Below are 15316 nucleotides of genomic sequence, written 5' to 3' on the forward strand. Positions count from 1 at the left end.
CGGCCGGAGCCTATACGTCGGCGGCGGGCAGGCTGAGCGTGAACGTGGCCCCCTCGCCCGGCACGCTCTCCACCGAAAGGTCGCCGCCCATCGCACGTGCCAGCCGGCGCGCGATGTAGAGCCCCAGGCCGTTGCCCCCGGCCTCCGTTGGATCCACGCGCTCGAATTTCTCGAAGATACGCGCCTGGTCCTCGGGCGCGATGCCCTTGCCCTGATCCGCGACGACCGCCTCGGCCATTGCGCCGACCCGTGCCGCGGTGACCGTGACGACGCCATGGGCGGGCGAATAGCGAACCGCGTTGCTGATCAGGTTGACGAGAATTTGCAGCGTCCGTCGGAAATCGCCGGACGCGGCGATGCGCACGTCGGCCAGCGGCCGCGCGATGGCGATTCCGGTGTTCGACGCCTTGACCGACAGCAGGCCCGCCGCGCGGCGCGCGACATCGGCGAGGTCGATCGTCTCCACATCCGGGCGGAAGCCGGGACGCTCGACCGCCTCGAGATCGACGAGATCGTCGACGAGACCGAGCAGATGCCGTCCCGCATTGGCGATGTCGGACGCGTAATCCGCATAGTCGGCCTGTACCGGGCCCTCTGCGCGCGCATGGATCGTGTCGGCATGGGCGATGATCCGCGCGAGCGGCGTGCGCAGCGCCCGGTCCAGCCCCTGCGTGAAGTTCGAGGAGATCGCCGGTTCCGCGGAGGCCTCGACGACGGGGTCGAGCACGCGCGCGACGCCGATCAGGCCGGCGAAGCCTCCGCTCTGGTCCTGCCGCACGCGGGCGTCGAGCGCCACCGCGCGGCCGTTGATGCGCAGTCGCGCGGGCTGCGCGGTAAAGGGGCGCCGCCGTGCCATCGCCTCGAGGATGGGCATCGCGCCCCCGCTGTCGCTTTCGAGCGAGAAGAGCGCCGTCAGCGGCTGGCCGAGCAGCGCCAGCGCATCGATGCCATATTGGCGCGCACCCTCGATGCCGACGAAGGTCAGATACAGCGCGGCGTCGGTTTCCCACGGCAGATCGCCGTCCTCGTGCACCGGGCTTTCGGCTGCTTCGGGAACCGGACGCGGCCTGACCTCCCGCCATCCCGATACGGCGATGCGCACGACCTCGCCATCTGGCTGCGCGCGCACCCACAGATCCAGGTCGGTATCCCCGTCCGCGACGGTGACGCCGCGCGAAACCAGGATGCCGAGCCGCTTCGCCAGCCGCGCGATGGTGGCGAGCTGCGGAACGGCCGGGATTTCCCCGATCCCGCCGCCAGCACCCGCATTGAGCGCCAGCAACGCGGGGTCGGCCGACGCCAACCGTCCCGCCGCGTCGATCACCGCGTGCGACACGGGTATGTCGGGCAGTCCCTTGATCCTCAACGCATGCTCTCCCGGGCCAGCGCATCGATCGCGAGGCGAAGGTCGTGATGCAGCGTCAGCGGCGCCAGCGCCGAACGCGCGGTTTCGATCGGCACCGCCGCGATGGCGTCGAGCGCGTCTGCGAACGCCTCGATGTCGCGCCGCGGATCGGCATCCGCCAGGGCGAGGGCGATACGTGCGATCGTCTCCCGGTCCAGCGCCACCGCGCGCAGCGCCAGCCAGAGCCGATCGCCTTCGGGCTCCAGCACGATCTGCCGCGCCGCCGAGAAATCGATGTCGACCCCGCGCGCGAGCACCGCGATGAACAGCAGCAGGCGGCGATCGCCGAGCGCATCGACCAGCAGCGGCCCGATCTCCTCGCTGCGGGCATCGATCGCGGTCGCCAGCCGCATCGCCGCCGCCTCGGGCCGCTGGCCCTCGTCGTGGGCGCCGAGATTGCGCTGTGCCGCGGCGACGATCGCACGATCGAGCGCGGCGTCGCCGGCATCGCCGACGTTCTGCGCCTCGCGGATACACGCCGCCACCCACCAGACGAGCTGGTGGTGCCGCTCGGCCGGCAGGGCGGAATGATGCGCCCTGCCCTGCTCGATCGCGGTGCGCCGCCGCGCCTCGGCGGTCAGCAAGGCGCGTGCCGCCGCCGCGACGACGCCGTCATCGACCTCCGTCAGGCGGATCAGCAGGCTCGGCTGCTCCGCGTCCGCGGAGACGGGAGCGAGCGCCTGCCCGATCTGGTCGGCACGGACCTGCGCCAGCAGCTCGTCCATCAGTTGGCGATCGCGCAGCAGGCCGGCGCGGCCGAGCCGACGCAGGACGTCGTCGGGGCCGCGCAGGATGCGCTCGGCGGCATCCGACTGCGTTCGTTCGGCAAGCACCCGGGCCGCATGGTGGCGAATGTCGGTCTCGATCGCCCGTACCACCGCCTCCAGCAGCTGGCCCAGCATCGTGCGCGTGCGCTCGTCCAGCCGCGCGTCGTCGGGCAGGAAGAAATCGGCGATCGCCGCCCCCAGTCGCGAATCGGCGGCAGCACCCAGCCGCCGCGCCGCCGCGAGGCGCGCGGCGAGCGTATGGCGTTGCTGATGCTCCGGCTCGACCGACATGGTCCTCGCGCTAGTCCCTTTAGCGTTAAGGTGGTGCTAAGGCTCGCGCCGCAGACGTTCGATTGCGGCGAACGCCGTCGCCACGGCATAGACGCAGCCCGCGATCAGCGCCACCAGCGGTGCATCGACCAGCGCACCGAGCCAGACCGGCACCAGATAGGCCGGGGCGCTGCCCCACCATCCGTTGCGCGGCGCGGGACCGACCGCACGATCGCCGAGCGCGGCGACGAGGACGAGGCCGATGGCAAGCACCAGCGGCACGCCGTCGCGCGCCAGCACCGTCTCGTCATGACCATAGGTAAGCACGGCGAGCGCCGGCAGGACCGACGCGCCGACCTTCAGCCCCCGCGCCATGCCGGGATCGTCGCGCAGATCCGCGAGCGCGCTCGCGACCAGCAAGCCCACCGTCCCCGCCATGGCCAGCAGGAGCCCGGCTATGGGATGCGACAGATACGTCAGCACGAGTGCGATGAGACCGACGACCGCGCCGCCTGCCGCCACCGCCGGCGCGGACACGCCGCGCGGCACGAGCAACGGGATCGTGGCGCGGGCGATCGGCGTGACGACGAAACGCTCGAACCAGCCGCTGCGGCCGGAAACCATCGCGGTCAGCACGCGGCGGCCGCGCGCCTCCAGCGCCTGTCCGGAATGGCCGAGCGCATGGCCGCCCCGGATCGCGCCGGCCGGCAACAGCATGTGGACGGCCTGCGCCTGTTCGGCGAGCCTGATCAGCGTCGACTGCAGGTCGTAGTCGCGGGGCAGCGCCGCGAGTTCCGCGACGCGACGCGCCTCGAGCCGGGCAACGCCGGCCCAGACCATGCCGCCGCCCACGCGTTCATATCCCGTCTGCGCCGCGTCCTGCGGCATAACCAGCAACGCATCGCCGCCACCCTGGGCGAGCGCGGCGATCGTTTCCTCGGTGGTCGTCAGACCGTCCGCGAGCATGAGCACGCGTGCCAGCGGGTGCAGCTTCTCCGCCGCCTCGGCCGCGGTGCGGACGGTGTCCACCGCGATCCCGCGGCGGCCGATGCGGTTGATCGCACCGAGCAGTTCCGGCGTCAGGCGCGCGACGACGATGACGATCTGCGACGCGCCGGCGGCGACCAGCAGCCGCGCCTGATATTCGATCAGCGTCATGCCGCCGAACGGCAGCGTGGCGGTCAACATCGCGGGCCGATCGTCCGCGTCGTGCATGGCAATGAGAAGGCCCGCGAGCATCCGCCTGCTGGTAGGGGCTAGGTCCGGCGCTGGCTAGGTCGGATCGACATGGCCGGCCTCGTGCCGCTGTATCCTGGGGTGGGGGTCGGTCGTGCGCTACAGGCGCGCGACGGTCCGCTTCAGCTTGGCGAGCGTGGGCGCGTCGTGCGGCAAGGTCGCCGCGCGATTGGCCATGGCCATCAGCCGTACCGCGCCGAAGCTCGCGGCGAGGCCCGTCAGGCGGGCGGTCGCGTCGCGCCACGCGGCACGGTCCTCTGCCGCTTCCAGCGCGGCGACCGCGTTATGCGCGCTCTCGACGAACGCGACGCGCAGTTCCGCGATAAGAGCGGGTTCGTCGCCGACCGCGGCCGCGAGGGTCGCGTCGATCGCTCCGGGATCATAAGCCATCGCCGCGACTCTAGGTGCGGGAGCTTAACGCTTCGTTGCGGTTTCGCTTTGTCCGCGCGGCAAAGGCGGGTAGGTTCGCCTTGTTCAAAAGGGGGTTCCATGATCGTCGACATGCGGGCGGACGCCGGCGGCCACAGCCATGCGGAACATGTCGGCATCGCGCCGCACGCCCATGACGATCATCTCGACCTTGCCGATCAGGATCCCGCGTGGACGCTGTCAGTCGCGCCCGAAACACCGTCGCGCGCATGGGTGTTGCCCGTGATCGCGCTTGTCGTGTCGCTCGCCTGGCTCGTTGGCATGCTGTGGCTGGTCCGCGATGATGTCGCGCTGCTGAGCCCCGTCGCGCTGGTCGAACTGATCGCCGCGCTCGCGGTCGTGCCGGCGCTTCTGGGAATCATCTGTCTGCTGGTGATGCGTACCAGCCGCGCCGAGGCGCGCCGATTCGGCGACACGGCCCGCGCGATGCGGACCGAGGCGGCAAGTCTCGAACGGACCGTGGCGGTGCTGTCCCGATCGCTCGACGCCAACCGTCGCGTGCTGGCTGAGCAGATCTCCAGCCTGATGACGATGGGCGACGGCGCGAACGAGCGGCTGCTGGCGGTCGGGCGCGGGCTTTCGGCCGAGGTCGCTGCGGCGGAAGCGCATGCCCGCACCCTGCGCGAGGTCGCGACGACGGCGCAGGCAAGCGTCGACGTGCTGCTCGCAACCCTGCCCCGTGCGCAGGACGAGATCGAGGCGGCGCGCACGCAGCTGGAGGCCAGCGGGCTGACCGCCGGTCGCCACGCCGCCGCGCTCGAGGGCCAGTTGGCGGCCCTGGCCGAACGCGGCCGCGAAGCGGATCTGATCGCGGGCGGCGCGGCGCAGCGGCTCGCCGCGCACCTCGCGCGGATGGAGGCGACCAGCGAGACTGCCGGGGCCCGGCTCGAGGCGGTGACGAGCGAGATGTCCGGCTCGGTGGACGCGTTGCTCGGCCGCACCGCCGACGCGATCGACGAGGCGCGCAAGGGCATCGCGACGCAGGGCGATGCCATGCTCGCCATGCTGCGCGCCAACCAGGCCGCGCTCGACAGCGCAGCGCGCAACAGTGCCGACGCACTCGCCGAACGGATCGGTGCGGTCGAGGACGTCATCGATCGGGTCGTCACGCGGCTCGAACGCCACCGCGCCGCCAGCGACGACATGATCGTCGTCATCGATGCGGAGATCGATCGCGTCGAAACCCGCATGGACGCGCTGCATACGCAGGGCGTGGAACGATCGCAGATGCTCGCCGCCTCGATCAGCGCGCTGGGCGGTTCGGCCGATGCGATGACCGAGGCGCTGCGTACCGGCGAGGCGATGGCGACGCGGACGATCGGCACGACCGAATCGTTGCTGATCGCGCTCGACGCCGCCGCGCGCGAGATCGACGAAACCCTGCCCGAGGCGCTCGCCCGCCTCGATGCCCGGATCGCCTCGAGCAAGCAGGTGGTCGTCGCGGCCAAGCCCGAGTTGCTCGCGCTCGTCACCGCCGCGGAAAGCACGCACGATGCGATCGAGGCGATCGCCGGCGTCATCGCCGATCAGCGCCGGACGCTCGACACGCTGTCGAATACGCTTCTCCAGACGCTCACCGAGGGACGCAGCAAGGCCGACTCGCTCGGGACCATGGTCGACGAGACGATCGAGCGGACGCATCGCTTCGCCGAGGAGGCCGCGCCGCGGCTCGTCGAGGCGCTGCTGCGGGTCCGCGACACCGCGTCGACCGCCGCCGATCGGGCGCGCGAGACGCTCGCCTCCGTCATCCCCGAGGCCGCCGCGGCGCTGGAGGAGGCGAGCACCGTCGCGATGCGGCGCGCGGCGAGCGACACGGTGGAGCGGCAGGTGCGCGCGATCGGCGAAGCGACCGACGACGCGGTCGCCGCCGCGAGCCGCGCCACGGAGCGACTTTCCGCGCAGGTGCAGGAGATTCTCGACAAGACCGCATTGGTCGAAACGCGGATCGAGGATGCACGGACCGAACGCGAGGAGGCCGATCGCAACAGCTTCGCGCGGCGCGCCTCGCTGCTGATCGAGTCGCTCAACTCCGCCGCCATCGACGTCACCAAGGCGTTCGCGCCGGAAGTGTCGGACAGCGCCTGGGCCGCCTATCTGAAGGGGGACCGCGGCGTCTTTACCCGCCGCGCGGTGCGCATCCTCGAGCCCGCCGATGCGCGCGAGATCGCCCGGCTCTACGACGACGACGCGACCTTCCGCGAAACGGTCAACCGCTACATCCACGACTTCGAAGGGATGCTGCGCACGATCCTGGCGCAGCGCGACGGTTCGCCGCTCGGCGTGACGTTGCTCTCGTCGGACATGGGCAAGCTCTACGTCGCGCTCGCACAGGCGATCGAGCGCCTGCGCTAGCGCGCGATCCAGCGGAGCGCGCCGCTGTAACGCCCCCCCCCTCGCGCGCGGTTGCGCCGCCGGCGGTCGGTGGACGATCAGCGGATGGACCTCGGCGCGAAGGCGGCAGGACCGCGTTCCCGTGCGGGACCGGTCGTATCGCGCACCGGCGCCGCGCGGCGGCGGACGCCGCTGCTCAGGCGTCGTTATAGATTTCGTCGGGATTGAACAGGTCGAGCATCCGCGGCGTCACCCAGCCGAACTCGTAGTTCGCAACGAACAGGCCGAACAGGATGGTCGCGACGATCGTGACCCTCAGCGCGAGCCGCCCGAGGTGGAATTCGTGCGGCGCGCTTTCGGCCTGGCCGGGTACGTGCTCTCCCCCAACCTCTCGCGTCGTCCTCACGCCCCAGGGCAACACGAGGAAGACGGAGAAAGCCCAGAACAGCACGTAAATCGCCAGCATTGACGTCCAGCGCATGGGGCCTTCCTCCGCTTGCCGGTTCAGGCCTGGACGATCAGCACGTCGACGATCGGCTTCTTGCCCGTCCAGCGGGTCGCCACGCGGCGTACGGCGAGGCGGATGTCCTCGCGGCGCCGATCGACTTCGCGCTTACCGCTCATCGCCTCCTGCGCCGCGGCGACCGCATCCTCGACGAACGCCAGACGATCCTCCTCGACGGGTACGCCCTGCACGCGCACCTGCGGCGTGCCGATGCCGCGCCCGTTGCGATCGATCGCGACCGCGACCGAGATCTGGCCGTTGATCGCCAGCTTGCGGCGCTCGTTGATCGTCGATCCGTCGGCGGGCAGGATCACGTCGCCGTCCAGCACGAGCCGGCCCACGCCCGCATGGCCGATCTTCGTCGCCTGACCCGGCAACAGCCGCACGATCTCGCCGTCGCTCTGCACGATCGCCTGGGGCACGCCCTGCGCCTGCGCGTAGCGGGCATGTTCCATCATGTGCCGCATCTCGCCATGCACCGGCACGAGCAGCTCTGGACGGATCCACCCATACATCTGCGCGAGCTCGGGCCGCCCCGGATGGCCGGAGACGTGGACATGCGCCTGACGCTCGGTGACCATGCGCACGCCCTTGGCGGCGAGCGTGTTCTGGATCTTGCCGATCGCGATCTCGTTGCCCGGGATCTGCTTCGACGAGAAGATGACCGTGTCGCCCTCGTCCAGCTTGATCGTATGGCTGCCGTCCGCGACGCGGGCGAGCGCGGCGCGCGGTTCGCCTTGGCCGCCGGTGGCGACGATCAGGACCTTGTTGCGGGGCAGCCGCATCGCCGTCTCCGGATCCACGGTCTCGGGAAAATCACCCAGATAGCCGCAGGCGCGCGCCACCTTCAGGATCCGGTCCAGCGAGCGGCCGGTGACGCAGAGCTTGCGTCCCGTCTCGCGCGCCACCTCGCCCAGCGTGTGCAGCCGCGCGGCGTTGGAGGCGAAGGTCGTCACCAGCACGCGCCCGCGCGCCTTGGCGATCGTCTCGGCCAGCCCGCGCCGCACCGACGACTCGGAGCCGGACGCTTCCTCGTTGAAGACGTTGGTGGAATCGCAGACGAGAACGTCGATTCCCGCATCGCCGATCTTGGCGAGCGTCTCGCCGCTCGTCGGCTTGCCGATCACGGGATGGGGATCGAGCTTCCAGTCGCCGGTGTGGAAGACGCTGCCGGCGGCCGTCTCGATCACCAGCGCATTGGGCTCGGGGATCGAATGCGACAGTTCGACGAAGCGGACGCCGAACGGCCCGATCCGCTCTGCCCCGCCCGGCTGAACGACGCGCAGCTTGACGCGGTTGGCGTTGCCCTCTTCCTCCAGCTTCCCGCGGATCAGCCCGGCGGTGAACGGCGTCGCGTAGAGCGGCACGCCGAGGTCTTCGGCCAGATAGGGCAAGGCGCCGATATGGTCTTCGTGCCCGTGCGTCAGCACGATGCCGACCAGGTCCTCGCGGCGATCCTCGATGAAGGCGAGGTCCGGCAGGACGAGGTCGATGCCGGGATAGGCCGCATCGGCGAAGGTGACGCCGCAATCGACCATCAGCCATTTGCCGGCATGGCCATAGAGGTTGACGTTCATGCCGATCTCGCCCGAGCCGCCGAGCGCGCAGAAGAGCAATTCATTATTCTTGGGGGTCATCAATATCTTTCGGAAAATCTCTCGTGCGCCCGCCAGGCCGAACGGCGCGAGCGCGTCATGGGTGGATATGGGCTCTTTCGGCCATGATCGCCAGTCCCTGTATCGTCAGGTCGGGCTCGACGACGTCGAAGGCGGCGGTATGTTGCTCGAACAGGATCGCGAGGCCGCCGGTCGCGATCACCTTCACCGGGCGGCCGACCTCGGCGCGCAGCCGCGCGACCAGTCCCTCGATCATCGCGATATAGCCCCAGAAGATGCCGATATGCATCTGGTCGACCGTATTGCGGCCGATGACGCTGGTGGAAGCCGGTGCCTCAATCGCGATCCGCGGCAGTTTCGCCGCGGCGCTGACCAGCGCGTCGAGCGACAGGTTGATCCCGGGTGCGATGATCCCGCCCTTGTAGGCGCCGCGATAGTCGCTGACGTCGAATGTCGTCGCGGTGCCGAAGTCGATCACGATCAGGTCGCCCTCGTGCAGCGCATGCGCCGCGATCGTGTTGACCGCGCGGTCCGCGCCGAGATTCTGCGGCTCGTCGACGTCGAGCGCGATACCCCATTCGACCGGCGCGCGCCCCGCGATCAGGGCCTCGGTACGGAAGTATTTGCTCGCGAGGACCTGCAGATTGTGCAGCGCGCGGGGCACCACCGTCGCGACGATCACCGCATGGACGTCATCGCGCGCGAAGCCTTCGAGCGCGAGCAGCTGGCTGAGCCAGACGGCATATTCGTCCGCCGTCCGGCGCGGATCGGTCGCGATCCGCCAGCGGCCGCGAATCTCGCGTCCTTCGACCAGCGCGAACACGACATTGGTATTGCCGGCATCGATCGCGAGCAGCATCGCCTACGCCACCTTCCCTTGCGGCGGCCCGCGCCGCCCGATTGCCCTCACGGCAGGAATACGTCGCCGGCGTGCATGACACGCCGGGTACCGTCAGCCAAGCGCAGGACCAGCGCGCCATCGGCGTCGAGACCGTCGAACAGCGCCTCCAGCCGGGTCTCGCCATCCCGCACCGACAAGGCCGTCCCGACCGGATGCGCCGCTGCGAGCCAGGCGCGTCGAACGACATCGAACCCTTCGTCCCGCCAGCGGGTGATCCACCGCGCGAGGACGTCGGCCAGCACCTCCACCAGCGTCGCCGCCCCGATCGCGCAATCCTGGGCCGCCAGGCTGGTGGTGCGTCGGTCGGGCAAGTCCGGGTGATGCGCGACATTGACGCCGATACCGATCACGACCGCATCGCCGCTCCGTTCGAGCAGGATACCCGCCAGCTTCGCGCCGTCGACCATCACGTCGTTGGGCCATTTCAGTATGGCCCTGCCAGGCATATAGAGGGAAAGCGCCTCGTGCAGCGCCACCGCCGCGAGCAGCGCCAGCGACGCCGCCGGCGGGTCGCCGGCTCGTAGCCGGACGAGCGTGCTGGCGTACAGATTGCCCACGGGCGATTCCCACACGCGGCCCTGCCGGCCCCGCCCTGCCACCTGCCGCTCGGCACGGAGCCACTCGCCCTCCCGCGCGCCGTGCGCGGCGAGGTGGAGAAGATCGGCGTTGGTCGATCCCGTCTCGACGATGGTACGGATCGACACGGGCGGTGAAACGATCAGAACAGCGCCTGTGCCGCCGCCATCGTCCACGCGCTGAGCGGTGCGATCAGCAGATAGCCGAGCGGCGAGATGAACGCCGCCGTGACGACGATCAGGCCGCCTTCGAGCTTGCTGTCGCCCGCGCCGAACGCCGGCGCCGGCTCGTCGAAGTACATCGTCTTGACGACGCGCAGGTAGTAATAGGCGCCGATGACCGAGGCGACATAGCCGATCACCGCCAGCGGGAAGAGCCCTGCCGCGATCGCCGCGTCGAACACCGCGAACTTGGCATAGAAGCCGAACAGCGGCGGAATGCCGGCGAGGCTCAGCATGAACATCATCAGCGCGAAGGCGAGGCCCGGCCGCGTCCGCGACAGGCCACTCAGCGCGGCGATGCTCTCCACCGGCTGGCCATCCGCATCGCGCATCTGAAGCACGACGAGGAACGAGCCGAGCGTCATGACGACATAGATGGTGAGGTACACCAACACCGCCGACACGCCCGTCGGCGTGCCCGCCGCCAGGCCGATCAGCGCGAAGCCGACATTGTTGATCGACGAATAGGCGAGCAGGCGCTTGATGTTGGTCTGACCGACCGCCGCCACCGCACCCAGGATGATCGACGCGAGCGCCGCGAAGATCACGATCTGGCGCCACTGGTCGGTCGCCGGGCCCATCGCCTCCACCGCGACGCGGACCGCGAGGCCCATCGCCGCGACCTTGGGTGCGGAGGCGAAGAACGCCGTCACCGGCGTCGGCGCACCCTCGTAGACGTCCGGCGTCCACATGTGGAACGGTACCGCCGAGATCTTGAAGGCGAGACCGGCGAAGACGAAGACCAGCCCGAAGAGCAGGCCGAGCGAGCGCGGGCCGGCGTAGGCCTGCGCGATCCCGTCGAACAGCGTCGTGCCCGCGAAGCCGTAGACCAGGCTGATGCCGTAGAGCAGGATGCCGCTCGCCAGCGCGCCCAGCACGAAATATTTGAGGCCCGCTTCGGCCGAGCGCGTATCGCGGCGCATGAAGCTCGCCAGCACGTAGGCCGCGAGGCTCTGCAGTTCGAGGCCGACGTACAGCGTCAGCAGGTCGGCGGCCGACACCATGATGCCCATGCCCGCCGCGGAGAGCAGGATCAGCACCGGATATTCGGGACGCAGATCGTCGCCGCTGGTGCGCTGGAAGAAGCCGGGCGCCATCAGGATGGCGATCGCTGCGGCCGGGAACATCAACAGCTTGGCGAAGCCGGCGAACGCATCGGCGCGGTACAGGCCGTCGAAGGCCATGCCGCCGCCCGACGCGGGACCGGCCACGGCGACGCAGGCGCCGGCCAGGATCGCGACGGCGGCCCAGGAGATGGCACGGGTCGAGCCCTGACCGCCCCAGGCGGCGACGAGCATCAGGACGATGGCACCGACCCCGAGGATCACCTCGGGCAGCGTCATGGCGAGATTGGCGGCGTAATCCATTAGTGCGCGCCCTCGGCTGCAGCGTGAACAGGCGCGGCAGGCTTGCCGGCGGTGGGTTTGGAGTCGCTCGGCGGCGCCGCGCGGTCGATCCGGGCGAGCAGCACGCCGACATCCTTGCGCATCGGCGCCATGAAGCTCTCGGGGTACACGCCCATCCAGAGCGCCACGGCGGCGACCGGTGCGAGCAGCCAGAGCTCGCGCCCCGACAGGTCCTGCATCTCGCGGACATCGTCCGACTTGATCTCGCCGAACACGACGCGGCGGTACAGGTACAGCATGTAGGCCGCGCCGAGGATGATGCCGGTGGTGCAGATCAGCGCCGTCCAGGTCGACACCTGGTACGTGCCCATCAGGCTGAGGAATTCGGCGACGAAGCCGCTCGTCCCCGGCAGGCCGATCGATGCCATGGTGAAGAACAGGAAGAACAGGGCGTAGCGCGGCATGTTGATCGCCAGACCGCCGTAGCGCGCGATCTCGCGGGTGTGCAGCCGGTCGTAGATGACGCCGACGCACAGGAACAGCGCGCCCGACACCAGCCCGTGGCTGAGCATCATGATCATCGCGCCCTCGATCCCCTGCCGGTTGAAGGCATAGAGGCCGATGGTCACGATCGCCATGTGCGCCACGGAGCTATAGGCGATCAGCTTCTTCATGTCCGACTGCACCAGCGCGACGAGGCTCGTGTAGACGACCGCGATGCCCGACAGGAGGAAGATCAGCCAGGTCAGCTGGCCCGACGCCTCGGGGAACATCGGCAGGCTGAAGCGCAGGAAGCCATAGCCGCCGAGCTTGAGCAGCACGCCCGCCAGGATGACGGAACCGGCCGTCGGCGCCTGCACGTGCGCGTCGGGCAGCCAGGTGTGCACCGGCCACATCGGCATCTTCACCGCGAAGGAGGCGAAGAAGGCGAGCCACAGCCATGTCTGGACATGCGCGGGGAAGTCGTACGCCATAAGCTCGGGGATGCGCGTCGTGCCCGCCGCGCGCGCCATGTAGAGCATCGCGATGAACATCACGACCGAACCGAGCAACGTGTACAGGAAGAACTTGTACGACGCGTAGATGCGGTTCACCCCGCCCCAGATGCCGATGATCAGGAACATCGGGATCAGGCCGGCTTCGAAGAAGATGTAGAACAGGAACAGGTCCTGTGCCGCGAAGGTGCCGATCATCAGCACCTCCGTGAACAGGAAGGCCGCCATATATTCGGGCACGCGGTTGGTCACCGAGCGCCAGCTCGCCCCGATGCAGATCGGCATCAGGAACACGCTGAGCATGATCAGCAGCAGCGCGAAGCCGTCGATCCCCAGCGCCCAGGCGAAGCGCCCGAACACCGGCTGGTATTCGACGAACTGCCATTGCGCGCCGCCGATGTCGTAATTCGTCCACAGCAGGATGCCGAGCGCGAAGTCGATCAGCGTCGCGACCAGCGCGGTCATCCGCGCGCCCTGCGGCGACAGGAAGAGACAGGCGATGGCGGCGATCGCGGGGACCGCCAGCATCAACGACAGGATGGGAAAGCCGCTCATTTCGCGATCGCCCAGGTAACGGCCGCGGTCAGCCCGATCAGCATGACGAAGGCATAGGTATAGACATATCCGTTCTGAAGCCGGCCGGCGATCCGGCTGGAGAGCTGCACCGCCCAGGCCGAGCCGTTCGGCCCGAACCGGTCGATCGTCTTCTCGTCACCGCGATGCCACAGCAGGCGGCCGATCGCGAAGGCGGGGCGGACGAAGAGCAGGTTATACAGCTCGTCGAAATAATATTTGTGGAGCAGGAAGCGGTACAGGATCCGGAACTGGTCCGACACCGCCTTCGGGAAGCTCGGCGCCTTGATATAGGCATACCAGGCGGTGACCAAACCGAGCAGCATCGCGATCGTCGCCGACAGCTTGATGGCCACCGGCACACCGTGCATCGCGTGCATCAGATGCTCGCGGAACGCGATGTCGCCCTTCCAGAAGCCCTCGCCCGCGCTCGGCTCGATGAAGAAGCCGTGGAAGACGAAGCCCGCGGCGATCGCCCCGATCGACAGCACGATCAGCGGGATGAGCATGACCAGCGGGCTCTCGTGCGGATGGTAGCCGCCGGTCCCGGCGGGCAGGTCCTGCTGCGCGGGGCCGTGCTCGGACGGGCGGTCGCCCGCGTCTTCGGCCTGCGCCGGATTGCCGTGCGCCTCGCTCGGATGGTGGGCGTCATGACCATGCGCGTCATGCGCATGGGCGACGTGGGCGTGGTCGGCATGGGCATGATCGTCATGGCCGTGGCCATGCGCATCGTGCAGCGCGTGCTGGATATGCTCCGACGCGGCCCAGCGCGGCTTGCCCCAGAAGGTCAGGAACATCAGGCGCCACGAATAGAAGCTGGTGATCGCCGCGACGAGCACGCCGACGAACCACACGCCCGGCTCGCCCGCCGCCCAGCTCGCCTCGATGATCGCATCCTTCGAATGGAAGCCGGCGAACCCGATCGCGAGCGGATTGCCGAACAGCGCGGGGATGCCGACGCCGGTGATCGCCAGCGTGCCGGCCATCATGCCCCAGAAGGTGAGCGGGATGCTTTTGCGCAGGCCGCCGTAATAGCGCATGTCCTGCTCGTGGTGCATCGCATGGATCACCGATCCCGCGCCCAAGAACAGCAGCGCCTTGAAGAAGGCGTGCGTGAACAGGTGGAACATCGCCGCGCCATAGGCGCCGACGCCGGCGGCGAAGAACATGTAGCCGAGCTGCGAACAGGTCGAATAGGCGATGACGCGCTTGATGTCGGTCTGCACCATGCCGACCGTGGCGGCGAACAGGCAGGTCGCGGCGCCGATCGTGGTGACGAAATGCAGCGCGGTCGGCGACATCTCGAACATCGGCGACAGGCGGCAGACCATGAAGACGCCCGCGGTGACCATCGTCGCTGCGTGGATCAGCGCCGACACCGGGGTCGGGCCCTCCATCGCGTCCGGCAGCCAGGTGTGCAGGCCGAGCTGCGCCGACTTGCCCATCGCGCCGACGAACAGCAGCAGGCACAGCACCGTCATCGTGTCGAAGCGATAGCCGAGGAAGCCGATCGTCGATCCCGCCATGGTCGGCGCCGCCGCCAGGATCGCCGGGATCGACACGGTGCCGAAGACGAGGAAGGTGCCGAAGATGCCGAGCATGAAGCCGAGGTCGCCGACGCGGTTGACGACGAACGCCTTGATCGCGGCGGCATTGGCGCTCGGCTTGCGGAACCAGAAGCCGATCAGCAGGTAGCTGGCGAGGCCGACGCCCTCCCAGCCGAAGAACATCTGGACCAAGGTGTCCGCGGTCACCAGCATCAGCATCGCGAAGGTGAACAGCGACAGATAGGCGAAGAAGCGGGGCTGGTCCGGGTCCTCGCTCATATAGCCCCAGCTATAGAGGTGGACGAGCGCCGAGACGCTGGTGATCACGACGAGCATGATCGCGGTCAGCTGGTCGACGCGCAAGGACCAGGCGACATTCATATCGCCGCTGACGATCCACTGGAACACCGGCACCACCGTCGCGCTGTTCGCGCCCGACAGGAAGCCGAGGAAGATCGGCCAGGACAGCAGGCACGATACGAACAGCGCGCCGGTCGTCACCAGCTTGGCCGGGACGAAGCCGATCGCCTTGTTGCCGAGCCCGGCCACCGCCGCTGCGAGCAGCGGCAGGAAAACAATGAACAGGATGGACGTCACC

At 69.2% G+C, this 15316-nt stretch carries 12 protein-coding genes; 1 reads left to right on the forward strand and 11 read right to left on the reverse strand.

Annotation, left to right across the window (positions count from 1 at the left end; translation table 11 throughout):
- Positions 1-10: 10 nt before the first annotated feature.
- The 4 genes from RF701_RS04505 to RF701_RS04520 all read right to left on the reverse strand — a co-directional run bounded on the left by RF701_RS04505 (position 11) and on the right by RF701_RS04520 (position 4068).
- Positions 11-1366: a HAMP domain-containing sensor histidine kinase gene (locus tag RF701_RS04505; protein WP_308814222.1), complete on the reverse strand. Its 1356-nt coding sequence runs from the start codon at positions 1364-1366 to the stop codon at positions 11-13.
- Positions 1363-2463: a hypothetical protein gene (locus RF701_RS04510; protein ID WP_308814223.1), complete on the reverse strand. Its 1101-nt coding sequence runs from the start codon at positions 2461-2463 to the stop codon at positions 1363-1365. Before RF701_RS04510 ends, RF701_RS04505 begins: the two co-directional genes overlap by 4 nt.
- Before the next feature lie 36 nt (positions 2464-2499).
- Positions 2500-3681 carry a hypothetical protein gene (locus RF701_RS04515; protein WP_308814224.1) on the reverse strand — a complete coding sequence of 394 codons (1182 nt, stop codon included), beginning with the start codon at positions 3679-3681 and terminating at the stop codon, positions 2500-2502.
- Positions 3682-3777: 96 nt separating this feature from the next.
- The gene (locus RF701_RS04520; RefSeq protein WP_203310960.1) at positions 3778-4068 is read right to left on the reverse strand and encodes an Hpt domain-containing protein; all 291 of its coding nucleotides are present in this window, start codon (positions 4066-4068) and stop codon (positions 3778-3780) included.
- Positions 4069-4167: 99 nt separating this feature from the next.
- Here RF701_RS04520 and RF701_RS04525 point away from each other — a divergent pair, with 99 nt between their 5' ends.
- Positions 4168-6459: a hypothetical protein gene (locus tag RF701_RS04525; RefSeq protein ID WP_308814225.1), complete on the forward strand. Its 2292-nt coding sequence runs from the start codon at positions 4168-4170 to the stop codon at positions 6457-6459.
- A 175-nt stretch (positions 6460-6634) separates the two neighbouring features.
- Here RF701_RS04525 and RF701_RS04530 read toward each other — a convergent pair whose 3' ends face one another.
- From RF701_RS04530 to nuoL, 7 genes are read right to left on the reverse strand one after another with little or no spacing between them, the layout of a single operon-like run.
- Complete coding sequence (locus RF701_RS04530; protein WP_203310959.1) at positions 6635-6919, reverse strand: DUF1467 family protein; 285 nt, start codon at positions 6917-6919, stop codon at positions 6635-6637.
- A gap of 23 nt (positions 6920-6942) precedes the next feature.
- A complete protein-coding gene (locus tag RF701_RS04535; protein WP_210358441.1) occupies positions 6943-8580 on the reverse strand; it encodes a ribonuclease J in 1638 nt (545 codons plus the stop codon).
- Between the two features lie 55 nt (positions 8581-8635).
- On the reverse strand, positions 8636-9418 hold the full coding sequence (locus tag RF701_RS04540) for a type III pantothenate kinase (RefSeq protein WP_203310957.1): 783 nt from the start codon (positions 9416-9418) through the stop codon (positions 8636-8638).
- 47 nt (positions 9419-9465) lie between these two features.
- Positions 9466-10164 carry a biotin--[acetyl-CoA-carboxylase] ligase gene (locus RF701_RS04545; RefSeq protein WP_210358440.1) on the reverse strand — a complete coding sequence of 233 codons (699 nt, stop codon included), beginning with the start codon at positions 10162-10164 and terminating at the stop codon, positions 9466-9468.
- A 14-nt stretch (positions 10165-10178) separates the two neighbouring features.
- Positions 10179-11624: an NADH-quinone oxidoreductase subunit NuoN gene (gene nuoN / locus RF701_RS04550; RefSeq protein WP_203310955.1), complete on the reverse strand. Its 1446-nt coding sequence runs from the start codon at positions 11622-11624 to the stop codon at positions 10179-10181.
- On the reverse strand, positions 11624-13153 hold the full coding sequence (locus RF701_RS04555) for an NADH-quinone oxidoreductase subunit M (protein WP_203310954.1): 1530 nt from the start codon (positions 13151-13153) through the stop codon (positions 11624-11626). The genes nuoN and RF701_RS04555 overlap by 1 nt, the downstream gene beginning before the upstream one ends.
- A complete protein-coding gene (gene nuoL, locus RF701_RS04560; protein ID WP_308814226.1) occupies positions 13150-15315 on the reverse strand; it encodes an NADH-quinone oxidoreductase subunit L in 2166 nt (721 codons plus the stop codon). Before nuoL ends, RF701_RS04555 begins: the two co-directional genes overlap by 4 nt.
- Position 15316 lies beyond the last annotated feature (1 nt).

Origin of the sequence: Sphingomonas sp. GV3, from assembly GCF_031082075.1 — a bacterium.
Taxonomy (GTDB): domain Bacteria; phylum Pseudomonadota; class Alphaproteobacteria; order Sphingomonadales; family Sphingomonadaceae; genus Sphingomonas; species Sphingomonas beigongshangi.